16 protein-coding genes and 2 pseudogenes are annotated in these 23,521 nt (G+C 73.4%); 10 read left to right on the top strand and 8 right to left on the bottom strand.

What is annotated here, in order from left to right; genetic code table 11:
• Positions 1–119: 119 nt before the first annotated feature.
• Positions 120–1,301, bottom strand: coding sequence for an ROK family protein (locus tag ACSU6Z_RS25245; protein WP_437048986.1), 1,182 nt, complete (start codon positions 1,299–1,301; stop codon positions 120–122).
• A 242-nt stretch (positions 1,302–1,543) separates the two neighbouring features.
• On the opposite strand from ACSU6Z_RS25245, the gene ACSU6Z_RS25240 reads away from it, so the two are divergent.
• Positions 1,544–2,047: a DinB family protein gene (locus ACSU6Z_RS25240; RefSeq protein WP_437048985.1), complete on the top strand. Its 504-nt coding sequence runs from the start codon at positions 1,544–1,546 to the stop codon at positions 2,045–2,047.
• A 151-nt stretch (positions 2,048–2,198) separates the two neighbouring features.
• Here ACSU6Z_RS25240 and ACSU6Z_RS25235 read toward each other — a convergent pair whose 3' ends face one another.
• The 3 genes from ACSU6Z_RS25235 to ACSU6Z_RS25225 all read right to left on the bottom strand — a co-directional run bounded on the left by ACSU6Z_RS25235 (position 2,199) and on the right by ACSU6Z_RS25225 (position 4,880).
• Positions 2,199–3,146 carry a beta-ketoacyl-ACP synthase III gene (locus ACSU6Z_RS25235; protein ID WP_437048983.1) on the bottom strand — a complete coding sequence of 316 codons (948 nt, stop codon included), beginning with the start codon at positions 3,144–3,146 and terminating at the stop codon, positions 2,199–2,201.
• Positions 3,147–3,418: 272 nt separating this feature from the next.
• Positions 3,419–3,562: an MFS transporter small subunit gene (locus tag ACSU6Z_RS25230; RefSeq protein ID WP_437048982.1), complete on the bottom strand. Its 144-nt coding sequence runs from the start codon at positions 3,560–3,562 to the stop codon at positions 3,419–3,421.
• On the bottom strand, positions 3,522–4,880 hold the full coding sequence (locus ACSU6Z_RS25225) for an OFA family MFS transporter (protein ID WP_437048980.1): 1,359 nt from the start codon (positions 4,878–4,880) through the stop codon (positions 3,522–3,524). The genes ACSU6Z_RS25230 and ACSU6Z_RS25225 overlap by 41 nt, the downstream gene beginning before the upstream one ends.
• A gap of 68 nt (positions 4,881–4,948) precedes the next feature.
• Here ACSU6Z_RS25225 and ACSU6Z_RS25220 point away from each other — a divergent pair.
• The 4 genes and pseudogenes from ACSU6Z_RS25220 to ACSU6Z_RS25205 form a co-directional block, all read left to right on the top strand.
• Positions 4,949–5,239 (top strand): annotated as a pseudogene (locus ACSU6Z_RS25220) (hypothetical protein); the annotation flags it as partial.
• Between the two features lie 54 nt (positions 5,240–5,293).
• Positions 5,294–6,142, top strand: a complete 849-nt coding sequence (fdhD, locus tag ACSU6Z_RS25215) for a formate dehydrogenase accessory sulfurtransferase FdhD (protein ID WP_437050476.1) — start codon at positions 5,294–5,296, stop codon at positions 6,140–6,142.
• 126 nt (positions 6,143–6,268) lie between these two features.
• Positions 6,269–6,601: pseudogene (locus ACSU6Z_RS25210) on the top strand (zinc-binding dehydrogenase); the annotation flags it as partial.
• Positions 6,602–6,758: 157 nt separating this feature from the next.
• Positions 6,759–8,651, top strand: coding sequence for an exo-alpha-sialidase (locus tag ACSU6Z_RS25205; RefSeq protein ID WP_437048978.1), 1,893 nt, complete (start codon positions 6,759–6,761; stop codon positions 8,649–8,651).
• Positions 8,652–8,685: 34 nt separating this feature from the next.
• On the opposite strand, the gene ACSU6Z_RS25200 is transcribed toward ACSU6Z_RS25205, so the two are convergent.
• The gene (locus tag ACSU6Z_RS25200; RefSeq protein WP_437050474.1) at positions 8,686–9,693 is read right to left on the bottom strand and encodes a bile acid:sodium symporter family protein; all 1,008 of its coding nucleotides are present in this window, start codon (positions 9,691–9,693) and stop codon (positions 8,686–8,688) included.
• Positions 9,694–9,898: 205 nt separating this feature from the next.
• On the opposite strand from ACSU6Z_RS25200, the gene ACSU6Z_RS25195 reads away from it, so the two are divergent.
• From ACSU6Z_RS25195 to ACSU6Z_RS25180, 4 genes are all read left to right on the top strand, one after another.
• Positions 9,899–10,792, top strand: coding sequence for a LysR substrate-binding domain-containing protein (locus ACSU6Z_RS25195; RefSeq protein WP_437048976.1), 894 nt, complete (start codon positions 9,899–9,901; stop codon positions 10,790–10,792).
• Positions 10,793–10,855: 63 nt separating this feature from the next.
• Positions 10,856–13,072, top strand: a complete 2,217-nt coding sequence (locus ACSU6Z_RS25190; protein ID WP_437048974.1) for an alpha-N-acetylglucosaminidase — start codon at positions 10,856–10,858, stop codon at positions 13,070–13,072.
• Positions 13,073–13,714: 642 nt separating this feature from the next.
• Positions 13,715–15,541: an AMP-dependent synthetase/ligase gene (locus tag ACSU6Z_RS25185; protein WP_437048972.1), complete on the top strand. Its 1,827-nt coding sequence runs from the start codon at positions 13,715–13,717 to the stop codon at positions 15,539–15,541.
• A gap of 114 nt (positions 15,542–15,655) precedes the next feature.
• A complete protein-coding gene (locus ACSU6Z_RS25180; RefSeq protein ID WP_437048970.1) occupies positions 15,656–16,492 on the top strand; it encodes an aldo/keto reductase in 837 nt (278 codons plus the stop codon).
• A gap of 120 nt (positions 16,493–16,612) precedes the next feature.
• On the opposite strand, the gene ACSU6Z_RS25175 is transcribed toward ACSU6Z_RS25180, so the two are convergent.
• Positions 16,613–17,578, bottom strand: a complete 966-nt coding sequence (locus ACSU6Z_RS25175; RefSeq protein WP_437048969.1) for a class I SAM-dependent methyltransferase — start codon at positions 17,576–17,578, stop codon at positions 16,613–16,615.
• Between the two features lie 153 nt (positions 17,579–17,731).
• Entirely contained in the window at positions 17,732–19,456 is a 1,725-nt protein-coding gene (locus tag ACSU6Z_RS25170; protein ID WP_437048967.1) for a glycoside hydrolase family 6 protein, read from the bottom strand.
• Between the two features lie 788 nt (positions 19,457–20,244).
• Between ACSU6Z_RS25170 and ACSU6Z_RS25165 the strand changes: the two genes are divergently transcribed.
• Entirely contained in the window at positions 20,245–22,899 is a 2,655-nt protein-coding gene (locus ACSU6Z_RS25165; RefSeq protein WP_437048965.1) for a cellulose binding domain-containing protein, read from the top strand.
• Between the two features lie 36 nt (positions 22,900–22,935).
• Here the strand turns inward: ACSU6Z_RS25165 and ACSU6Z_RS25160 are convergent, their stop codons facing one another.
• Positions 22,936–23,382, bottom strand: coding sequence for a hypothetical protein (locus ACSU6Z_RS25160; protein ID WP_437048963.1), 447 nt, complete (start codon positions 23,380–23,382; stop codon positions 22,936–22,938).
• Positions 23,383–23,521: the final 139 nt, after the last annotated feature.

Genomic DNA, 23,521 nt, shown 5'->3' with positions numbered 1-23,521 from the left:
GGCGTATCAGGGCAGAGCAGGGCAAATCTTGAAAGTGAGGGGCGGAGCGGAGCGGGTTGGGGCGGGGCGGGGCGGGTGAAACGGTTCGCCGTACTGGTGGTGTGGCGCGTCGGAGCCGGTTACGCGGGTGAGAACAGGTGGTCGCTGATGAGCCGGGCCGCGCCGATGACTCCGGCGGTGGGGCCCAGTTCCCCCAGGACGATGGGGAGGTTGCCGGTCGCCAGGGGCAGCGACTGGCGGTAGACCTGGGTGCGGATCGCGGCGAGCAGGGTGTGGCCGAGACCGGTCACCCCGCCGCCGATCACCACCAGGCCCGGGTTGAAGAAGCTGACCAGGCCGGCGATGACCTGGCCGGTGCGGGTGCCGCCCTCCCGGATCAGGTCCAGGGCGGCGGCGTCGCCCGCGGCGGCCGCGGCGGCGACGTCGGCGGCGCCCAGGGCCCCGTTCGCCTCCAGCCGCGCGGCCAGTTCCGGCGACCGCCCCTGCTGGGCGGCCTCCGTCGCGTCGCGGGCGAGCGCCGCGCCGCTGAAGTGCGCTTCCAGGCAGCCCCGGTTGCCGCAGGCGCAGGGGCGGCCGTCGGGCACGGCCTGGATGTGCCCGATGTCGCCCGCGCTGCCCGTCGTGCCGCGGTGGACGCCACCGCCGACGACGATGCCGCAGCCGATGCCGGTGCCGATCTTGACGCAGAGGAAGTCGGCGACGGTGCGGGCGACGCCCGCGTGCTGCTCCCCCAGCGCCATCAGGTTCACGTCGTTGTCGACCATGACCGGGCAGCCGAGTTCCTGGCTGAGCGCCTCCCGCACGGGGAAGCCGTCCCAGCCCGGCATGATCGGCGGAGCCACCGGCACACCCTCGGGGAAGCGGACCGGTCCGGGGACGCCGATGCCGGCGCCGTCGAAGCCCTCCGCGAGCCCCGATGCCTTCAACTTCTCGGCCATGGACAGGACTTGCTCGAAAACCGCGACCGGCCCCTCGCGGACGTCCATGGGCTGGTTGATGTGCCCGAGGATCTCCAGTTCGGCGTTGGTGACGGCGACGTCGACCGAGGTCGCGCCGATGTCGACGCCGAGGAAGCGCAGCCCGGGGTTGAGCCGGACGTTGTGGGAGCGGCGCCCGCCGCGCGAGGCGGCGAGTCCGTCGGCCACGACCAGCCCCGTCTCCAGCAGCCGGTCCACCTCCACGGCCAGCTTGGACCGCGACAGGTCGACCTGGTCGCCCAGCTGGGCGCGGGAGTTGGGTCCGCCGTCGCGCAGCAGCTTCAGCAGCCTGGCCTGGTGGGCGTTGGCGGGTCGCGCGGTCATGCGTCTCACGAGCCCCTCCCCGCCTCAACGGCCTGTGCGCGCCGGTTTCCGGCCACGTCCGTGGCTTGCTTTCGGAGGGGAACGTAGCAGCGGCCGCCGATCAGGGGAAGAAGTCGCGCAGGAATTGCCGCCAACTTTCTCCACTGAGAGGACAAAGGGCGGTGTGGCCGGGTGATTTCCGCTTGGCGGGCGCCGTGTCCGTGTGTCACCGTCGGCCGGTGCCGACCTCACGATGCGAACTGATGACGTGGCAGTGGGACCTGACGTGGTCGCTCTTCGAGTACCACGCGGAGCGCCTGGAGGCGGAGGACTTCCTGTGGGAGCCGGCTCCGCACTGCTGGACCATGCGGCGGGAGAGCACGGGGAGGTGGGTGCCGGACTGGGCGGACACCGAGCCCGATCCCGTCCCGGTGCCCACCGTCGGCTGGCTGAGCTGGCACATCGGCTGGTGGCTGGGCGTGGCCGCCGACCACGTGTCGGGCCGGACGCCGCGCGGCCGGGCCGAGATCACGTGGCCGGGCCCCGGTGACGCGGCCGTCGCCTGGCTGCGCGGCCTTCGCCAGGAGTGGTCCCGCGCGGCGGAACGGCTCACCGAGGCGGACCTGGACCGCACCGCGCCGTTCCCGTGGGAGGGCGATCCCGAGCACACCGTCGCCCACATGCTGGCCTGGGTGAACGCCGAACTGATGAAGAACGTGGCCGAGATCGGCCAGCTGCGCCTGGCGAGGGCCGCGTCCGCGGCGTGAGGCCCGGGACGCGGCGCGCGGGCCCGGGAGCACTCGAAAGGTGACCCGCCGGCCCTGGGAGGCGGCCCGCGCCGGGTCCCTGACGATTCCGGCAGCGGGGCCCGGGCGCCGTTCCCCCGCCCGCTCAGGGGGCGCCACGTCCCCCGTCCGCTCAAGGGCAGCGGACGACCTGCCCGGCGTACGACAGGTTGCCGCCGAAGCCGAAGAGCAGCACCGGGTCGCCGGAGGTGATCTCGCCCCGCTCGACCAGCTTGGCGAAGGCGAGCGGGATGCTGGCCGCGGAGGTGTTGCCCGACTCGGTCACGTCCCGGGCGACGACGGCGTTGACGGCGCCGATCTTCTCGGCGAGGGGCTCGATGATGCGCAGGTTCGCCTGGTGCAGCACGACCGCGGCGAGGTCCTCCGGCGCCACTCCGGACCGCTCGCAGGCCCGGCGGGCCAGGGGCGGCAGCTGGGTGGTGGCCCAGCGGTAGACGGCCTGCCCCTCCTGGGCGAACCGCGGCGGCGTCCCCTCGATCCGCACCGCCCGCCCCATCTCGGGCACCGACCCCCACAGCACCGGGCCGATCCCGGGCTCCCACCCCTGCGGGCAGGGCTCGACGACGGCGGCCCCCGCCCCGTCGCCGACCAGCACGCAGGTGCTGCGGTCGGTCCAGTCGGCCACCTCGGACATCTTGTCGGCGCCGATCACCAGGGCGCGGCGCGCGGCCCCCGCGCGGACGGCGTGGTCGGCGGTGGCCAGGGCGTGGGTGAATCCGGCGCACACGACGTTGACGTCCAGCACGGCGGGCTGCGGGATGCCGAGGCGGGCCGCGACGCGGGCGGCGGTGTTCGGGGAGCGGTCGACGGCGGTGGAGGTGGCGACCAGCACCAGGTCCACGTCGGCGGGTGCCAGCCCGGCCGCCGCGAGCGCCTTCGCGGCGGCGTGCGCGGCCAGCTCGTCCACCGGCTCGTCGGGGCCGGCGATCCGGCGGGTGCGGATGCCCACCCGGCTGCGGATCCACTCGTCGCTGGTGTCGACCAGGTCCGCCAGGTCCTCGTTGGTGAGCACCCTGGCGGGCTGGTAGTGGCCGACTGCGGCGATGCGCGAGCCGTTCATGGACGGATCCCCTCGTTGCCTGGTAGCGGGAGTCATCAGTCTGATCAGTGACTCGCGGGTAGGGCGGCAGGTGAACCGACAGGAATCGAGTGCTCCGCTTGTCGCCTTCCGTCAGGCCCTCGGACGCCCGAGAATCTGCTCACCGTCACCATTGACCGCCTGTGCGTCGCCCATCGCCACCGGTGATCGCCCGGGCGGGCCACCCGCCGCCATCGGTGACCGCCCCCGGCGGGCCGCCCGTCACCCGACGATCCCCGGCGGGTCGCCGCCCCTCATCCCGTGAACAACCGCGTCGCCTTCCGCACCAGTTCGTAGAGGCCGTACGCCAGGGGCGCCCCCACCCACAGCCAGGCGAGGGCGATCAGCGGGCGCCGCTCAGGCGGATTCGGGCTGCTGCCGCGGGACGGTGCCGGCATCGGTGGCCTCCTCGGACGCGGGACGGGCGGGGACGTGGTGGCGGGGGTGGACGGGCCGGACCAGTTCGTTGGCGGCGAAGCCGACGGCCAGCAGGCCGATCATGACGGCGAACGACAGGCCGTACAGGGACGAGCCGTGCCGGCCCGCCGCCTCCTGCCGGTCGGCGATCCAGTTGACGATCAGCGGCCCGAGGACCCCGGCCGTGGACCAGGCGGTGAGCAGCCGCCCGTGGATGGCGCCCACCTGGTACGTGCCGAACAGGTCCTTCAGATAGGCGGGGATCGTCGCGAAGCCGCCGCCGTAGAAGGAGAGGACGACCAGGGCGCACAGGACGAACAGCGGTTTGGAGGTGTCGCCGGACAGCGCGATGAGCGCGTACATCAGCGCGCCGACCCCGAGGTAGACGCGGTAGACGTTCTTCCGGCCGATCAGGTCGGAGACCGAGGACCAGCCGATGCGGCCGGCCATGTTCGCCGCCGACAGCAGGGCGACGAACCCGGCGGCGGCCGTCGCGGACACGGGCGCGGAGGTGTCCGCGAAGAAGTCCGTGATCATCGGGGCGGCCTTCTCCAGGATGCCGATGCCCGCGGTGACGTTCGTGCAGAGCACGACCCACAGGCACCAGAACTGCGGGGTGCGCACGGCGTCCCGCGCCGACACCCGCACGCCCCCGCCCGGATCCGTGTCCGCCGCATCGCCCGCGGACCGCGCCGCGCCGGGCGGCACCCGCACCAGCAGGACGCCCAGCAGCATGAACACGGCGTACGACAGCCCGTGCACGAGGAAGGCGAGGGCGATCCCGGAGGAGTCCGCTCCGAAGGAGTCCAGCATCCGCGCCGACCAGGGCGAGGCGATGAGCGCGCCGCCGCCGAAGCCCATGATGGCGATGCCGGTGGCCATGCCGGGCCGGTCCGGGAACCACTTGATCAGCGTGGAGACCGGCGAGATGTAGCCGATGCCCAGGCCGATCCCGCCGACGAAGCCGTAGCCGAACACGATCAGCCAGTACTGTTCGACGGCGGCTCCCAGCGCGGAGAGCAGGAAACCGCAGGAGAAGCAGACGAGGGCGACGGTCATCGCCCAGCGCGGCCCGTTGCGCTCGACCAGCGTGCCGCCGAACGCGGCCGACAGGCCGAGCATGACGATGCCGAGCTGGAAGGGGAGCGCGCTCTGTGTGCCGCTGAGGCCGAGCGCGGACTCCAAGGGCGGTTTGAACACCGACCAGGCGTACGCCTGCCCGATGGAGAGGTGGACGGAGAGGGCGGCGGGCGGAACCAGCCAGCGGCTCCAGCCCGGGGGTGCGACCGGTGGGCTCATGGGTCCCTGACGGTAGGGAACCGGCCACGAGGTGGGAAGGCCCGGGCCGGCCGTATGCGGTGAACGGTATGCGGAGCGCGCCGAGCGGTCGCGCGCGGGCCCTCCCCTCACGCCCTCCCGAACGGGTCACGACGCGGCCCTCGCCGCTTCGGCCCCCACACCGTGGGCACCGTCCCGGCGAGGACGGACGGAGGAGGGGCGGACGAGGAACCGTACAAGGTGCCGGGCGAGGACCGGGACGGCCGCGGAGCGGGCTGCCACCCCGTCCGCACGTGCAGGACAATGAGATCGTCGGGGTCGCCCCGCCGCACGGCGGCCCGGTGACGCGGGGCGACCTGTGCGTCAAAGGCCGCTCCGGCCGCCGGCACGCGCGGAACCTGGATCGAAGAGCACCGAACGGGACGGATGGGGACATGGGACGAGTCACGGAACGACGCAAGGTGATCCGGATCCGGGACGGCGCGGTCTCCACCCGCCCGGACACGCTCGTCGCCGAGGAGCCCCTGGAGATCCGGCTGAACGGCAAGCCGCTGGCGATCACCATGCGCACGCCCGGTGACGACTTCGCGCTGGCGGCGGGCTTCCTGGTCAGCGAGGGGGTGCTCGCCGAGCGGCAGGACCTGCGGAACATCGTGTACTGCGCGGGCGCCACCGCCGACGGTTCCAACACCTACAACGTGGTGGACGTGCAGACGGCGCCCGGCGTCGCGCTCCCCGACATCACCCTGGAACGCAACGTCTACACCACCTCCTCCTGCGGCCTGTGCGGCAAGGCGAGCCTCGACGCGGTGCGGACGACGGCCCGCTGGCCCATCGCCGACACCCCGCCGCTCCACATCACCCCCGGGCTGCTCGCGTCCCTGCCCGACCGGCTGCGCTCGGCCCAGCGGGTCTTCGACCGCACCGGCGGCCTGCACGCGGCGGCCCTGTTCGCCGAGGACGGGGAGCTGCTGGACGTGCGGGAGGACGTGGGCCGGCACAACGCGGTCGACAAGCTGGTCGGCCGCGCCCTGCAGAACGGGGACCTGCCCCTGTCCCGGGCGATCCTGCTGGTGTCGGGCCGGGCCTCCTTCGAGCTGGCGCAGAAGGCGGTGATGGCGGGCGTGCCCGTGCTGGCGGCGGTGTCGGCGCCCTCCTCCCTCGCGGTGGACCTGGCCGCCGAGACGGGGCTGACGCTGGTGGGCTTCCTGCGGGGCACCTCCATGAACGTGTACGCGGGCGAGGACCGCATCGCCCTGCGGGCCGCGGCCACCCGGGGCTGAGGGTCCCCGCGACCCGGGTCGTGGGCGCCGTCTCCGACCCGGCCAAGGCCGGCTTCGTGCGCTCCCCTCGGGGCCGACGCCGTCGTCGTCTGCGGCGACGGGAGCTGGGGCGAGCCGGCCGGTCACGTCTTCGACGCGGTCGGCGGCGACCTGCTCGCCCCGGCGGTCGCCGCCCTCGCCCCGGGCGGGCGGCTGGTGGCGTACGGCTCGGGCGGCGGGACCGTCCGGGCGTACGACCTGCTGGTGGGCGCCAGGACGGTGACGGGATTTCAGACGGCGCGGATCGCTCGGGAGCGGCCGGACCTCTACGAGCGGTGGCGCCGGGAGGTGTGGGACCTGTTCGCCGAGGGGACGCCGCGGCCCGCCGTGCACGGCGGGTTCCCCCTGGAGGACGCGGCCGGGGCGCACGCGGCCGTCGTGTCGCGGAGCAACCTCGGGAAGGCCGTCCTCGTGCCCTGAACCCCACACGGATGACACGCACGCGGTTTCCTTTGTGGCGGGCGCGCGCCCGATCTAACGTCGGTGGGGCGCGCATCGGACGTGGATGTCCCGATGTCCGGACGACGACTCGACCGCTGGACCATCGACCGCAACCCCCCGAAGGGCAGGCCGCTCCTTGCCGGCACGACCGCGTACCCGTCCGAGAACCGCCCCGACCACCCTGACCGCCCTGTTCGCGCTGTTCGCCCTCGCCGCGACGGCCGCCTCGCCGGGAACCGACACCGAACCCCCTTCCCCGGCCCCGCTGTTCGAGGAACAGGTCCTCTTCAAGGCCTCCCAGGACCCCGGTTACGCCTGCTTCCGCATCCCGGCGATCGTGCGGACCACGGACGGCACGCTCCTCGCCTTCGCCGAGGGGCGCGTCCTCAACTGCGGGGACGCCGCCGACATCGACATCGTCCTCAAACGCTCCACCGACGGCGGCCGGACCTGGGGCCCGCTGACGGTCGTCGACGACGGCGGCGGCGACACGCACGGCAACCCGGTCCCGGTCGTGGACCGGGAGACCGGGCGCGTCCTGCTCGCCGAGACGTACAACACCGGCCGCACGGACGCGGCCAACTGCGCGGTGCCCTGTGACCGCCGCCCCTACCTCCGGTACAGCGACGACGACGGCCGCACCTGGTCGGCGCCGCGCGACCTGAGCGAGGAGATCATGCCCGCCCACTGGAACTCCTGGTACGCCACCGGCCCCGTGCACGGCATCCAGCTCGCCCACGGCGAGCACGCGGGGCGCCTGGTCTTCGGCGTCAACGCCGAGACCTGGGACGGCGAGCGGGTCACCGCGAACCACGCGGCGCTGATCGTCAGCGACGACGGCGGCGGAAGCTGGCGGATCGGCGCCACCGACACCTGGCCGATCCCCCCGGACGCGCCGTTCCGGCAGAAGCCGTCCGAGCTGACCCTCGCCGAGCGGGCCGACGGCACGATCCTGGTCAGCGGACGGGAACAGGACGGCACCGACCTCGGCCACCGCAGCCAGACCGTCAGCCGGGACGGCGGCGACACGTTCGCCGCGCCCTTCCGGGCCCTCCCCGACCTGTACACCCCCCAGGTGCAGGGCGCCCTGCTGCGCCTGGGCGACCGCCTGCTGCTGTCCGCCCCGGCCGACCCCGACCGCCGCCGCACGATGGCCCTGCGCTCCTCCTACGACGGCGGCGCCACCTGGGAGAGCGTGGACCGCGCCACCCTCGTCACCCGGGACTGGTCCGGCTACTCCGACCTGGTCGCGATCGACGACGCGGGGACCGTGGGGCTGCTGTACGAGGCCGGGGCCGTCGACGCGCGCGACGAGATCCGCTTCACCCGCTTCACCGAGGACCGGCTGGCGCCGCGCCGCGGCCCGGACCCCACCACGCCGGACCTCGCGCCGGGCGCCGGGCCCGCGGCCGTCCTCGGCGGCGCGGCGGTGACGGACGGCGTGATCGGTGGCGCGCTCGCCTTCGACGGTGCCGACGACGCCGTGCGCCTGCCGTACCGCGCCGCGCTGCCCCTGGGCACGAAGGACTTCACCGCGTCGCTGTGGTTCCGGTACACGGCGACGCGCGGGGAGCAGCCGCTGCTGTGGATGGGCGGGATCGGCACCACCCAGCCCCAGGTGTGGCTGCGGGCCGAGCCCGCCCACGACCGCGTCCAGGGCCTGATCACCGTACGCGACGGCGTGTCCGCCCCGCGGTCGGCGTACGTGCGTGCCGCGGGCGCCCGCAACGACGGCCGCTGGCACCACGTGGCGCTGCGCCGGGACGGCACGCGGCTGACCCTGTTCGTCGACGGCGAGGCGCTCGCCGCGGTGCCGGACGTGCCCGGCTCGGTCAGCCGGAACTCGCCGTTCGGGGTGCACGTCGGCCAGCGCGTGGACAGCCGGGCGTTCTTCACCGGGGCGATCGACGACGTACGGGTGTGGGACCGGGCCCTGACCGACCGGGAGATCGCCGGCCTGGACTCGGACCGGGCGCCGCGGGGCACGGTCCTGTCACTGCCCCTGGACTCGGTGGGCCCCGGCGGCTGACGTCCCGGGCGCGACCGGGCGCGGGCGGTACGGCTCAGCCGGTCCGCGTCCCGGTGCCGGCCGCCGGGCGCGCCCCCCGCGGGCTTCCCGTGGCGTCCTGCGCGTCCGCGTCGCGCGCCCGGCGTTTGGCGATCACCGCGCACACCATCAGCTGCATCTGGTGGAAGAGCATCAGCGGCAGCACCGCCAGCGAGGCCTGCGCGCCGAACAGGACGCTCGCCATGGGCAGGCCGGCGGCGAGGGACTTCTTCGAACCCGCGAACTGGATCGCGACGCGGTCCTCGCGGCCGAAGCCCAGGGCCTTGGCCCCGTACCAGGTCAGGGCGAGCATCACGGCCAGCAGGACGGCCTCGACGACCAGCAGCCCGGCCAGCCGGACGGGGCTCACCCGGTGCCAGACGCCCTGGACCACGCCCTCGCTGAACGCGGTGTAGACGACGAGCAGGATCGAGCCGCGGTCGACGAGCCCGAGGGCCTTCCTGTGGCGGGCGACGAAGCCGCCGATCCAGCGCCGCAGCAGCTGCCCGGCGACGAACGGCACCAGCAGCTGGAACACGATCTCCAGCAGCGAGTCGGCGGAGAACCCGCCGCTGCTGTGCAGCAGGGCGGCGGCCAGCAGCGGCGTGACGACGATGCCGACCAGGGAGGAGAAGGAGCCCGCGCAGATGGCGGCGGGCACGTTGCCGCGGGCGATGGAGGTGAAGGCGATCGACGACTGGATGGTCGACGGGACCAGGGTGCAGAACAGCAGGCCCTGGTAGAGGGGGTGCGTCAGGAAGACCGGGACCAGGCCGCGGGCCGCCAGCCCCAGCAGCGGGAAGACGGCGAAGGTGCAGGCCAGCACCGTGACGTGGAGCCGCCAGTGGCGCAGTCCGTCCAGCGCCTCCCGGGTGGAGAGCCGGGCGCCGTACAGGAAGAACAGGAACGCGATCGCCGCCGTGGAGAGACCGGAGACGGCGTCCGCCGCCGTCCCGCGCGCCGGCAGCAGCGCCGCGAGGCCCACCGTCCCGAGCAGCAGCACGATGTACGGGTCGACCGGCATCCGACGGGGCCATCGCAGGTGTTTCACGGTGCTCCACTTGCTCGCTGACGGGCTCGCGCCCCGGGGACGCGGCCATGGGTACGGCATGGGTGTGCCGCAGGCGCAGGGGACGCGGGTCCCCTCCTTCATCCTGCTCCTCTTCCGGGCGATCGGGAATCCCGCACACCGCTCTGACTGCCATCACGTACCGCGATAGCCTTCCCTCGTGTACGACCCCTCCCACCTGCGCACCTTCCTGTCGGTGGCCCAGACGCTGAGCTTCACGCAGGCCGCCCGGCGGCTCGGGCTGCGCCAGTCGACCGTCAGCCAGCACGTGCGGCGCCTGGAGGACGCCGTCGGACGTCAGCTGTTCGCGCGGGACACCCACTCCGTGGAGCTGACCGAGGACGGCGAGGCGATGCTCGGTTTCGCCCGGCGCATCCTGGAGGTGCACGAGCAGGCGACGGCGTTCTTCACCGGCCCCCGGCTGCGCGGCCGGCTGCGGTTCGGGGCGTCCGAGGACTTCGTGCTGACCCGGCTGCCGGAGATCCTGGAGCGGTTCCGGCACGACCACCCCGAGGTCGATCTGGAACTGACGGTGGAGCTGTCCGGCACCCTGCACGAGCGGCTGGCCGCCGGGAAGCTGGACCTGGTGCTGGCCAAGCGGCGCGCCGAGGACCCGCGCGGCGAGCTGGTCTGGCGGGACCGCCTGGTGTGGATCGGCGCACAGCGGCTGCGCCTGGACCCCGACCGGCCCGTCCCGCTGATCGTCTACCCGCCGCCCGGCATCACCCGGGCCCTGGCCCTGGAGGCGTTGCAGCGGCAGGGCCGCGCCTGGCGCGTGGCCTGCACCAGCGGCAGCCTCAGCGGCCTGATCGCGGCGGCCCGCGCCGGTCTCGGCGTGATGGCGCACTCGCGCGGGCTCATCCCGCCCGGCCTGGTCCGGGTGCGGGAGCGGGCGGACCTGCCGGAGCTCGGCGCGGTCGACTTCGTCCTGCTCCACGGCCGCCACCGCCCCGCCGCCCGGAGCGCCGCGGACGCCCTGGCGAGCGCCGTCCTGGCGAGCGGACTGCCGCGGCGCCCGCCGGGTGACGCCACCGCGGCCGCGGGGTCCTCTTGACGGGCCGACGCGTTCCCCCCATGTTTACGGGCACCGCGTCAACCGAATACACCGAGGTGGCCAGTGAGAAGCCTCAGATCCCGCGCCGCCCTGTGCGCGGCCACCGCCCTCGCCCTTCTCACCGCGGTCCTGGGCCCCGCGTCCTCCCCCGCGGCGGCCGCTCCGCCGGGCAGGGCGGCCTTCGCCGTCCACTCCGCCAGGGCGGCGCTCGCCCGGCTGCTGCCCCGCCACGCCTCGCAGTTCCGCCTCGTCCCGGTGGGCCGCCCCGCGTCCGGCGACTACTTCACCGTCTCCGGCCGCGCCGGTGACGTACGGGTCCGGGGCACCAGCCCCGCCGTGCTCCTCAGCGGCGTCAACTGGTACCTGAAGTACACGGCCGGGGTGGACATCGGCTGGCCCGGGACGAGCACGGCGAGACTGCCCCGCACCCTGCCCGCGCCCGCCGGCACCGTCCGCAAGGACGCGTCGGTGCCGCACCGCTTCGCGCTCAACGACACCGACGACGGCTACTCCGGCGCCTACCGCGACTGGGCCTCCTACGAGCGGCAGATCGACCTCCTCGCCCTGCACGGCGTGAACGAGGTCTTCGTCCAGATGGGCGCCGACGCCGTCTACCACGAGACCTTCCGGGAGTTCGGCTACTCCGGGGACGAGCTCAGGTCCTGGATCCCGGGCCCGGCGCACCAGCCGTGGTGGCTGATGCAGAACATGTCCGGCTTCGGCGGCCCCGTCTCCGAACGGCTCCTGAAGGACCGCGCGAGACTCGGCCGCAAGATCGCCGACCGGCTGCGCGACCTGGGGATGACCCCGGTGCTGCCCGGCTACTACGGCACCGTGCCCCCGGGGTTCACCGGGAAGAACCCCACCGGGCCCGTCGTCCCGCAGGGCGACTGGGTCGGCTTCGAGCGGCCCGACTGGCTCGACCCGCGCAGCGAGATGTTCCCCGAGGTCGCCGCCTCGTTCTACCGGCACCAGCGGGAGATGTTCGGCGACTCCACGATGTACAAGATGGACCTGCTGCACGAGGGCGGCCGCCCCGGGAACGTGCCCGTCGCGGACGCCGCCAGGGCCGTGATGGACGCCCTCCAGCGCGCGCACCCCGGCGCCGTCTGGACACTGATCGGCTGGCAGAAGAACCCCTCGACGCAGATCATCGACGCCGTCGACAAGAGCAGGCTGTTCATCGTGGACGGCCTGTCCGACCGCTACGACGGCCTCGACCGCGAAGCCGCCTGGCACGGCACGCCCTACGCGTTCGGCACCATCCCCAACTTCGGCGGTCACACCACCATCGGCGCCAACACCGCCGTGTGGGCCGAACGCTTCGAGCGGTGGCGCACCAAGCCCGGCAGCGCCCTGGCGGGCATCGCCTACCTGCCGGAGGGCACCGGCGGCAACCCCGTGGCCTACGAGCTGTTCACCGAACTGGCCTGGCGGACGGGCCCGGTGGACCACCGGGCGTGGTTCGCCGCGTACGCGCAGCGCCGCTACGGCGGTGCCGACCCGCACGCCGCCAGGGCGTGGGAGCTGCTGCGCACCGGGCCCTACAGCACCCCGTCCGGCACCTGGAGCGAGGCGCAGGACAGCCTCTTCACCGCCCGCCCCCGGCTGACGGCCACCAAGGCGGCGAGCTGGAGTCCGGAGGCGATGCGCTACGACCCCGCCACCGTGCACCGGGCGCTGGTGGAGCTGCTGAAGGTCGCGCCCGCCCTGCGCGCCACCGACGCCTACCGCTTCGACCTCGTCGACGTCGCCCGCCAGGTCCTGGCCAACCGCAGCCGGACCCTGCTCCCGCAGATCAAGGCCGCCTACGACGCCAAGGACCTGCCCCTCTTCCGGGAGCGGGCGGCCGAATGGAAGCGCGACCTCGCCCTGCTGGACGAGCTGCTCGCCACCGACACCCGGTTCCTGCTCGGCCCCTGGCTGGAGGAGGCCAGGTCCTGGGGCCGCACCGAGGCGGAGCGGGCCGCCGCCGAGTTCGACGCCCGCTCGATCCTCACCACCTGGGGCCACCGCTCCGGCAGCGACGCGGGCGGCCTGCGGGACTACGCCAACCGGGAGTGGTCCGGGCTGGTCTCCGGCTTCTACGCGATGCGCTGGACGACGTACCTCGACTCCCTCGACACCGCGCTGGCCACCGGGCGGGCGCCGGCCGCCATCGACTGGTTCGCCCTGGAGAACGCCTGGAACCTCCGGCGCGACCGCCACCCCGTCAAGGCCTCGGGCGACCCCGTGGCACGGGCCACCGCGGTGCTCGGCGCCGTGCCGGCGCCCGGCTGACCGCGCGGCCGGGATCCGCTCCCCACCGCCCCGCTCCCCAGGGGCCGCCGGGGAACGCCGCGCACGGCCCGCGGCGGGCGGGGCGGCAGGCGGTCTGCGGGGCCTGCCGCTGCCGGAAGGGGGCGCCCGCCGCGGGCGGCGCCGCCGGCCCGGCCCCGTCCGCGGCGGGCGTACGGCCACCGGGGCCGGTACGGGGCCTGCCGGGTGGGGCAGCCCTCGGCGCCGCCGGACTCCTGGTGCGGCCGCCGGGCGGGGGCGGCGAACGCGCGGCCGGCGGCGGCGCGAGGGGCGGCGCCCACCGTGGCGCAGCACCGCCGACGGCGACGTGCCGCGGGTGCGGGGCGTCCGGACGGCGCCGGAGTGACGAATTCGGCCGCGTCCACGCTGACAGAGGAGGAGGCCCCGTCCGGGGGTGAACCCGGCGCGCGCGGTCGGCGCGTGTACAGATTCGGTGGAGATAACGGCACCGAAACTTACCCGGCCGTCGGGAATCCGCCCGGCCCCTCCCCTTATGCGCGCATTCTCCCCGGCTGACCAGCACGAACGTGAGCATCGCTCACACTTTGTCCCTCTCCCACCCCCCGCCCCGGTGGGGTAGCTTTCACGGCGCTGTGTCGGACGTCACAAGGAGCGGAGCGGGGATTGCGCGAATTCACCAACCCTCCGTCGGCTCTGACGCCCCCCGCGGGCGGTCTGGCCGACGCCGTCTTCCGGCACGCCGAGGACGACCCGCTGCGCGTCGCCCTCGGCCGCAAGGACGAGGAGGGGCGGTGGCGGGACGTGACCGCCGCCGAGTTCCGTGACGAGGTGCTGGCCCTCGCCAAAGGGCTGCTGGCGCAGGGCGTCCGGTTCGGCGACCGGGTCGCGATCATGTCCCGTACCCGCTACGAGTGGACGCTGTTCGACTTCGCGCTGTGGACGATCGGCGCCCAGGTGGTGCCGGTGTATCCGACGTCGTCGGCGGAGCAGTGCTTCTGGATGCTGTACGACGCCGAGGTCACCGCGGTGGTCGTGGAGCACGAGGACCACGTCATGACGGTCGCCACCGTCATCGGACGGCTGCCGCACCTGCGGCGGCTGTGGCAGCTGGACACCGGTGCCGTGCGGGAGCTGTACGACGCCGGAGCCCACCTCGACGACGAGGTGGTGCACCGCCACCGGCGGGCGGTCACACCCGACTCCGTCGCGACGGTCGTCTACACCTCCGGCACCACCGGCCGCCCCAAGGGATGCGTGATCTCGCACAGCAACCTCATGCACGAGGCGGACACCCTCGTCCGGGGCTGGGAACCGGTGTTCCGCTCCGGGAAGGGCGACGAGGTGGCGACCCTGCTCTTCCTGCCGCTCGCGCACATCTTCGGGCGGATGGTGGAGGTCGCCGCGATCCGCGGCGGGGTCCGCTTCGGCCACCAGCCGCGGCTCGACGCGGCGGCACTCCTGCCCGACCTGGCCGCCTTCCGCCCGACGTTCATCCTCGCCGTGCCGCACATCTTCGAAAAGGTGTTCCACGCCGCCCGGCGCAAGGCGGAGCGGGAGGGCAGGGCGGGGGCGTTCGAGAAGGCCGTCGACGTCGCCGTGCGGTACGCGGAGGCGGTGGAGGCCAGGACGTGGGGCACCGGCCCCGGCCCGTCGGCCGCGCTGCGCGTGCAGCACCAGCTGTTCGACAAGCTCGTCTACACCAGGGTCCGGGACGCGATGGGCGGCCGGGTGCGGCACGCGATGTCGGGCGGTTCGGGCATGGACCGCCGGCTCGGGCTGTTCTTCGCGGGCGCGGGCGTGCAGATCTACGAGGGCTACGGCCTGACCGAGTCCACCGCCGCCGCGACCGCCAATCCGCCCGGGCGCACCCGCTACGGCACCGTCGGGCAGCCCATCCCGGGCGTCACCGTGCACATCGCCGACGACGGCGAGGTGTGGCTGCGCGGCGCCACCGTGTTCCAGGGCTACCTGAACGACCCCGAGGCCACCGGCGCGGTCCTGAACGACGGCTGGCTGGCCACCGGCGACCTCGGCTTCCTCGACGACGACGGCTACCTCACCATCACCGGCCGCAAGAAGGAGGTCCTCGTCACCTCGAACGGCAAGAGCGTCCCACCGGGCCCGCTGGAGGAACGGGTCCGGAACCATCCGCTGATCAGCCAGTGCCTCGTCGTCGGCAACGACCGCCCGTACGTCGCCGCGCTCGTCACCCTCGACCCGGAGGCGGTCGGGCACTGGCTGGCCATGCGCAACAAGCCCCGCATGTCCCCGGCCGAGCTGGTGCGCGACGCCGACCTGGAGGCGGAGGTGCGGCGCGCGGTCGTCGCCGCGAACACCCTGGTCTCGCAGGCCGAGTCGATCCGCACCTTCCGCATCCTGGCCCACCCCTTCACCGAGGAGGAAGGACTGCTGACGCCGTCGCTGAAGCTGAAGCGGGAGGCGATCGAGAAGGCGTACGCACACGTGGTGGAGGCGCTCTACCGCGTGTGACGTCCGCGGACCGCCGGCTCCATCCGTTTTTTCCGGGGACCGGAATGCATCGGGGCCCGTGATCGTTGACCATGGGAGTACCACCTGACCACAGAAACGAAGGATCAACAGCTCGTGAGCAGCCAGGTCCCCCCGATCACCCTGAACAACGGCGTCGAGATGCCCCAGCTGGGCTTCGGCGTCTGGCAGGTGCCGGACGACGAGGCCGAGACGGCCGTCGCGACGGCACTGGAGGCCGGGTACCGCAGCATCGACACAGCGGCGATCTACGGCAACGAGGAGGGCACCGGCAAGGCCCTCGCCGCCTCCGGCATCCCCCGCGAGGAACTCTTCGTCACCACCAAGCTCTGGAACGGCGACCAGGGCTACGACTCCACGCTGCGCGCCTTCGACACCTCCCTGGCCAAGCTCGGCCTGGAGTACGTGGACCTCTACCTGATCCACTGGCCGCTGCCGGCCAGGGACCGCTACGTCGACACGTACAAGGCGTTCGAGAAGCTGCACGCCGACGGCCTCATCCGCGCCATCGGCGTCTCCAACTTCCTGCCCGAGCACCTGGACCGTCTGATCGCCGAGACGTCCGTCGTCCCGGCCGTCAACCAGATCGAGCTGCACCCGCACCTGCAGCAGCGGGCCGCCCGTGAGTACCACGCCGCGCAGGGCATCGCCACCGAGGCCTGGTCGCCGCTGGGCCAGGGCAAGGGCCTGCTGGAGGTCCCGGCGATCGTGGCCATCGCCCGGAAGCACGACCGCACCCCCGCCCAGGTCGTGCTGCGCTGGCACATCCAGCTCGGCAACGTCGTGATCCCGAAGTCCGTGACGCCGTCGCGGATCAAGGAGAACATCGCCGTGTTCGACTTCAGCCTGGACGACGAGGACCTCGCGGCGATCAGCGCCCTGAACGAGGACCGCCGCCTGGGTCCGGACCCGGCGACGTTCGACACGGCCTGACGGCCCGGCGGTCCGTTCCGGCGACGTTCGAGGCGTCCGGGACGACCTGAGCCGGATCCGGGGCGAAGGCCCGGCCCGTCCCGCTGTCCGCCGCGGGGACGGGCCGGGCCTTCGCCCGTTTCAGGCGGGCCGGACCGCCGTGTGCACGGTGTGCGCCGCCAGCAGGAACAGGTCCGGCCGCCGGTGGACGCCCGCCTCGTCACCGGGGTCGAGGAGCCGGTCGAGGGTGGCGCGGTCGGTGGCGTCGAGGCGGTCGCCCCGAGCCTCGCGCAGCCGGCCGAGGGAGGTGGCGACGTAGTCGCGGACCCGGCCGGAGACCGGGGCGGGCAGGTCCAGCAGGAAGCTGCGGCTGCCGGTGTGCTTCAGTCCGGCGGCGTTCAGCAGCCCCGGCCAGTCCTCCGTCTCGGCGACCGCGTCGGGCAGCGTCGCGCGCATCTCGGCGAACCGCTCCTCCTGGGCCGCGTCCAGCCGCGCCTGGATCCCCGGGCGCCCGATGCCGATGTCCCGCGGCAGGAACCGCATCGGCAGCCCGCCCTCCAGGATCGCCAGCGTGCCGCCCGGCGCGAGACGCTCGCCGAAGGCGGTGAGGGCCGCCCGCTGGTCGCCCAGGTGGTGCAGGCTGCGGCTGGCCCACAGCAGGCCGGCGGGGTGGTCGAGCTCGTCCAGCACGCCGGGCAGCTCACCGGCGAGGGTGCCGAAGCGGTCCGCCACGCCGAGGCGGGCGGCACGGGCGCGGGCCCGCTCCAGCAGCGGCTCGGCACCGTCCACGGCGACGACGCGCGCGCCGGGGAAGGCGTCCGCGAGCAGACAGGAGACGACACCCGGTCCGCTGCCCGCGTCGACGACCAGCCCCGGCTCCCGTACGTCCCGCGCCACCCAGGCCAGGGCCTGGGTGTAGAGGGGGCTGAACAGCTCCGCCTCCGTCTCCAGCAGCGGCGCCATTTCGGCCCAGTCGAGGTCGGCGTGGTCGTGGCCGTGGTGTTCCTGGGAGTGGGGACCATGGTGCGGTCCGCCGCCGTCCGGGGCGTGGGAGCCGCGGGGGTGCCCGTGGTCGTGAACCGTGGTGGTCAGCTTCTCGTTCGCCATGGCCCCAGCGTGCGCCGGGGCACCGCCGGCCGGCCACCGGTGTTGCCGGAACGGCAACACCGGTGGCCGGCCGGCGGGGAAACCGGCGGTGGGGCCGCGAGCCGCCGGGGCCCGGGAGGACCGGGCCCCGGCGGGATCACCCGCCCGCGCCGGCTACGGCAGCGGCGGGTAGGCGTTCTGCATCAGCTGCCGGAACTGCGCGGAGAACCACTGCCCCGAGATCGGGGCGTCCGGGAGGGCACCGGACATGTTGTTGTTGTTGCGCGGGTTGCCGGTGTACGTCGGGTCGCACATCCGGTCGAAGCCCTTGCCCTCGTTGTTGGGGATCTCCTTGCTCGCGCCGTCCGACTCCCCCGGCGGCTTCATCCACACGTAGGCGTCGATGCCCGGCTCGGGGTTGGCCCGCGGCCGTTCGCCCAGACCCGCCCCGGCCTGGTTGCACCAGTTGCCGGGGTGGATGCGGCGGTCGTAGCGGCCGCCGTCGACGTAGGTGTCGACGCTGGTCGTGGCGCCGGGACCGGTGGGCCGCTGGGCGCCGCCCCAGCCGTTGCGGGAGGTGTCGATCAGCATGCCGATCTTCGAGTCGAAGCCGATCGAGACCAGCTTGTCGCGCATGGCCTGGGCGTAGGACAGCTCGTCGGTGTAGCGGTTCCAGTCCACCCACTTGGACTGGCGCACGGACGTCCCGTTCACGGTGTCCGTGATCTTGAAGTGGTCCTCCTTGAGGGCGCTGTAGTTGGCGGTGTTGACGATGAAGCCGTGGACGTCGGCGACGGTGGCGCCCTCGGTGGTGGCGGCCGTCTTGAACATGTCGGCGGAGGCGCCGAAGTTGTCGTCCCAGCCGAGCCAGCCGTGGTGGCCGGCGTCGACGTAGTTGTAGACGTTGGGGATGTCGCCCAGCTTGTTCAGCGCGTAGCCGACGCCCTTCTGGTAGTTGCCGTTGGCCTTCATCACGTCACAGTTGGGGGTGGCGGTGGGCCGGGGCGTGACGTTGGTGACGAGGTTGGGCAGGGAGTCGATCTCGACCGTGGTGACGATCCGCAGGCCCGCGTACTTCGGGTCGGCGAGGATCGCGGCGATCGGGTCGATGTACTCCTTCTTGTAGCGGTCGATCTCCGTCGGGCCCAGTTCGCCGTTGGAGGCGAGGGCCGAGCAGTCGCGGCCGGGCAGGTTGTAGATGACCAGCTGGATGTAGAGCTCGCCGGAGCCCTTCTGCTTCAGTGCCTCGTCGAGGTGGTCGCGCAGGCCCATGCCGCCGTTGACGCCGTTGATGGCGGCGATCCGGTCGAGCCAGACGCCGGTCGGCTGGTTGGCGACCCGGCTGCCGCCCGGCTCGGCGGCGGCCTTCGCGGACCACTCGGGGTTCACGTACCCCTTGGCGCCGGCGTACGGGTTGTCGACCCTGCCCGACGGGTCGGGCGGCGGGTCGGTGGGGCCGCCGGGTCCTCCGCTGCCGCCGTCGTCGACGTTGCAGGTGACGCCGTCGAGGGTGAAGGTGGCGGGGATCGCGTTGGTGCCGCTGTAGCTGCCCTGGAACCCGAAGCCCACCGAACCGCCGGTGGCCAGCTGGCCGTTGTACCCCTCGTTGGCGGCGGTGACGGTGGTCCCGCTCTGGGTGACCTTGGCGTTCCAGGCGCTGGTCACCTTCTGGTTCCCGGCGTAGGACCACTTCAGCTGCCAACCGGACTTGGCGGCCCCGTGGTTGGTGATGGTGACGGCGGCGGTGAAGCCGGTGCTCCACTGGTTCTGCACCTTGTAGTCGACGGTGCAGGGGACGGCCGCCGCGCCGGCGTCGGCCGGGAGCGCGGCGAACGCCGTCCCGGACGCCCCGGCGACGAGCGCCAGGGAGGCGAGTAACGCTGTTCTGGTACGGCTCATGGGGGATTTCCTAACCGTTGACGTGCGTGTGGGGTGATGCGGCCCCGGCTCCGTACGGCATCGGCGACGTGTCGTACGGAGGCGCGAGGCGGCGCGGGGAGGCGAGGTCGCGCGAGCGAACCCGCCGACCGGAGGTGCCGTCGGCGGAAAGACCCTGGACAGGGGTGACACACGAGCGACTCCGCGCAGCTCGGGCACGCCGCGAGGGGCGCGCCGAGTGGTGGAACCGCTCCCACTGGTGCCGATGAAGCTAGCGCCAAGTGTCGGCAAAGAACAGAGGAGTTGCCGACTTTCTCGTGCCGTGCCCGTCGAATGTTTTCGACTCTTCACGCATCTTGACCCCCTCTACCACCCTCCTCACTATGGGAGCGCTCCCACTGGTTCAAGGCTTGTTGCTCCTCCCCTCCCCTGCTCGAGCCGCAAGGAGGAACCAGCACCATGCATCCCGGAAGCAGACACGGACGCGGACGTCGCGCCGCGTCCCCGCCGGCCGGCAAGCCGGCGTTCCACGGCAGGTACCGCGACGAGAGGCCGGTCCACCGTGACCCGCCGCCCGGCCGGAGACCGCGCCCCGCCTGACGGGCGGTGCCGCACCCCTCCTCACGTACCACCGGTTCCGGGCCCAGGCCGGCGTCGCCCCGGCCGTGGGCTCGTACGCGGAGCTCCTCGAACAAGCCCCCGCCGAACGCTCCGCGTCCCCGGCCGGGCGGCCCCTCTCCTGCGGGGGCCGCCCGGCCGGACCCTCCCGTCGTCTCGCACGTCCCCTCCCGGACGGAAGGATCCCCACCGTGCGAAGAACCCGCATCCTCACGGCCGTGCTGGCCCTGGCGGCCGGCCTGCTCACGGCCGGTCCGCCCGCCCTGGCCGCCGACCCCCCGCAGAAGCCGGCGGCGGTCGCGGCCGACACCTACACCTGGAAGAACGCCCGGATCGACGGCGGCGGCTTCGTCCCCGGCATCGTCTTCAACCGCACCGAGAGGAACCTCGCCTACGCCCGCACCGACATCGGCGGCGCCTACCGCTGGCAGCAGTCGACGAAGACGTGGACCCCGCTGCTGGACCACGTGGGCTGGGACGACTGGGGCCACACCGGCGTCGTCAGCCTCGCCTCCGACCCGGTCAACCCGGACAACGTCTACGTGGCGGCCGGGACGTACACCAACAGCTGGGACCCGGGCAACGGGGCCGTGCTGCGCTCCGCCGACCGGGGCGCGACCTGGCGCAAGACGGACCTGCCGTTCAAGCTGGGCGGCAACATGCCCGGCCGCGGCATGGGCGAGCGCCTGGCGGTCGACCCGAACAAGAACAGCGTGCTCTACCTGGGCGCGCCCAGCGGCAGGGGCCTGTGGCGGTCCACGGACGCGGGCGTCACCTGGTCGCAGGTCACGGCCTTCCCCAATCCGGGGAACTACGCGCAGGACCCGACCGACACCTCCGGCTACGGCTCCGACAACCAGGGCATCGTCTGGGTCACCTTCGACGAGTCCTCCGGCACCGCGGGCAGTGCGACGAAGACGGTCTACGTCGGGGTCGCCGACAAGGACAACGCGGTCTACCGCTCGACGGACGCCGGCGCCACCTGGCAGCGGCTGCCCGGCCAGCCGACCGGCTACCTGGCGCACAAGGGCGTCCTGGACGCGGAGAACGGCCACCTGTACATCGCCTACAGCGATACGGGCGGCCCGTACGACGGCGGCAAGGGCCGGCTGTGGCGGTACGCGACGGGGACCGGCACCTGGACGGACATCAGCCCGGTCGCCGAGGCCGACACCTACTTCGGCTTCAGCGGCCTGACCGTGGACCGGCAAAAGCCCGGCACGGTGATGGCGACGGCGTACAGCTCCTGGTGGCCGGATACGCAGATCTTCCGTTCCACGGACAGCGGGGCGACCTGGACGAAGGCGTGGGACTACACGTCGTACCCCGACCGCGCGAACCGGTACACGATGGACGTCTCGTCCTCGCCCTGGCTGACCTGGGGCGCCAACCCGTCACCGCCCGAGCAGTCCCCGAAACTGGGCTGGATGACGGAGGCCCTGGAGATCGACCCGTTCGACTCCGACCGGATGATGTACGGCACGGGCGCGACGATCTACGGCACGGAGAACCTCACCAACTGGGACAGCGGCACGAAGTTCACCGTCAAGCCGATGGTGCGGGGCCTGGAGGAGACCGCGGTCAACGACCTCGCCTCTCCCCCGTCGGGCGCCCCGCTGCTCAGCGCGCTCGGCGACATCGGCGGCTTCCGCCACACGGACCTGGCCGAGGTCCCGTCGATGATGTTCACCCAGCCGAACTTCACCTCCACCACCAGCCTGGACTTCGCCGAGTCCAAGCCGGACACGGTCGTCCGCGCCGGGAATTTGGACTCCGGCCCGCACATCGCCTTCTCCACGGACAACGGCGCCAACTGGTTCGGCGGGACGGACCCGGCCGGGGTCAGCGGCGGCGGCACGGTGGCCGCGGCGGCGGACGGCAGCCGCTTCGTGTGGAGCCCGCAGGGCGCCGGTGTGCACCACGCGACGGGCTTCGGCGCCTCGTGGGCGGCCTCCAAGGGCATCCCCCAGGGCGCGATCGTGGAGTCCGACCGCGTCGACCCGAAGACGTTCTACGGCTTCAAGTCCGGCAAGTTCTACGTCAGCACGGACGGCGGCGCCACGTTCACCGCCTCCGCCGCGACCGGCCTGCCCGCCGGCGACAGCGTCCGCTTCAAGGCGCTGCCCGGCGCGAAGGGCGACATCTGGCTCGCGGGCGGCGCACCGGACGGCGCCTACGGCCTGTGGCACTCCACCGACGGCGGGGCCACCTTCACCAAGCTGCCGAACGTGGGGCAGGCCGACACCATCGGCTTCGGCAAGGCGGCGCCGGGCGCCTCCTACCAGACGCTCTTCACCAGCGCCGAGATCGGCGGCGTCCGCGGCATCTTCCGCTCCACCGACAAGGGTGCGACCTGGACCCGCGTCAACGACGACGCCCACCAGTGGGGCTGGACGGGCGCGGCGATCACCGGCGACCCGCGCGTGTACGGGCGGGTGTACGTGGCGACCAACGGGCGCGGGATCGTCTACGGCGAGCCGTCGGGCACCGGAGGCGGCGGAACGGGCCCGACGCCCACGCCGACCGGGGCGTGCTCGGTGACGTACAAGGTCACCAACCAGTGGTCGGGCGGTTTCCAGGCGGAGGTCCGGCTCGACAACACGGGTACGAGCGCCTGGGACGGCTGGTCGCTGGGGTGGACCTTCCCGGACGGGCAGAGGATCTCCCAGGTGTGGAACGCCGAACACACCCAGTCGGGCCCGGCGGTGACCGTGAAGAACACCGGCTGGAACGCCAACGTGGCGGCCGGCTCCTCCGTGAGCTTCGGCTTCACGGGCAGCTGGTCGGGGACGAACACCAAGCCCGCCTCGTTCAAGGCGGGCGACCGGGAGTGCACGGTGACGTGACGCCCGGGGGGCGCGTGCCGTATGGGCGCGCGCCCCTCACTTCTCCCGGGTGAAGCGGACGTCGAGGCCGCAGGGGGTGTCGGGGTCGTCGGTGGCGCAGAGGGTCTTGCCGCCGTCGACGACGGCGAGTTCCAGGACGCAGCCGAAGTGCTCGCGCCGGAAGCCGAGGCCGATCCAGGAGCCCGACTCGGCCGTCTCCGACCTGAAGCCGCTGGTGCCGCTGTCGACCATGAACCCCCAGCTGCCGCCCGCCGCGCCACCAGGGCAATCGGTCTCGGCGAGCTTCCTGGAGTCGAGGCCGGAAGAGGTGGACTTCCGGTCGGCGGAGAAGGCGATCCTTTCGCCGTCCGGTCCCTTCCGGTTCCCGACGATCCGATCCGCTTGCGTCTTCGTCGTCCCCTCCGCGGCGCACGCGGTGATCAGCAGGAGGGAGGCTGCGGCGACGCCGATGCGGTGACCGGACGCCGGCGAGGACCTGAACACGAGGCCATCCCAGGAGCGGGGCGGTACGGCGGTGACGGCGGGGGCGAACCGGTTCGCGCCGCGTGGCGGACGGTCCCGGCCGCGACGGCCGAAGCGGCCGCCCGGGTCGCCGGGCGGCCGCTTCGGTACCGTGCCGGGG

The sequence above is a fragment of the Streptomyces sp. enrichment culture genome, assembly GCF_964273145.1.
Taxonomy (GTDB): Bacteria; Actinomycetota; Actinomycetes; order Streptomycetales; family Streptomycetaceae; genus Streptomyces.
The sequence above is the reverse complement of the archived record's forward strand: the minus strand, read 5'-3'. Positions and strand labels throughout refer to the sequence as shown.

Excerpts from the sequence above, each read along its gene's own strand:
- ACSU6Z_RS25245 (WP_437048986.1), bottom strand. The coding sequence starts at position 1,301 with ATGACCGCGCGACCCGCCAACGCCCACCAGGCCAGGCTGCTGAAGCTG.
- ACSU6Z_RS25240 (WP_437048985.1), top strand. The coding sequence starts at position 1,544 with ATGACGTGGCAGTGGGACCTGACGTGGTCGCTCTTCGAGTACCACGCG.
- ACSU6Z_RS25235 (WP_437048983.1), bottom strand. The coding sequence starts at position 3,146 with ATGAACGGCTCGCGCATCGCCGCAGTCGGCCACTACCAGCCCGCCAGG.
- ACSU6Z_RS25230 (WP_437048982.1), bottom strand. The coding sequence starts at position 3,562 with ATGCCGGCACCGTCCCGCGGCAGCAGCCCGAATCCGCCTGAGCGGCGC.
- ACSU6Z_RS25225 (WP_437048980.1), bottom strand. The coding sequence starts at position 4,880 with ATGAGCCCACCGGTCGCACCCCCGGGCTGGAGCCGCTGGCTGGTTCCG.
- fdhD (WP_437050476.1), top strand. The coding sequence starts at position 5,294 with ATGGGACGAGTCACGGAACGACGCAAGGTGATCCGGATCCGGGACGGC.
- ACSU6Z_RS25200 (WP_437050474.1), bottom strand. The coding sequence starts at position 9,693 with ATGCCGGTCGACCCGTACATCGTGCTGCTGCTCGGGACGGTGGGCCTC.
- ACSU6Z_RS25175 (WP_437048969.1), bottom strand. The coding sequence starts at position 17,578 with ATGGCGAACGAGAAGCTGACCACCACGGTTCACGACCACGGGCACCCC.
- ACSU6Z_RS25170 (WP_437048967.1), bottom strand. The coding sequence starts at position 19,456 with ATGAGCCGTACCAGAACAGCGTTACTCGCCTCCCTGGCGCTCGTCGCC.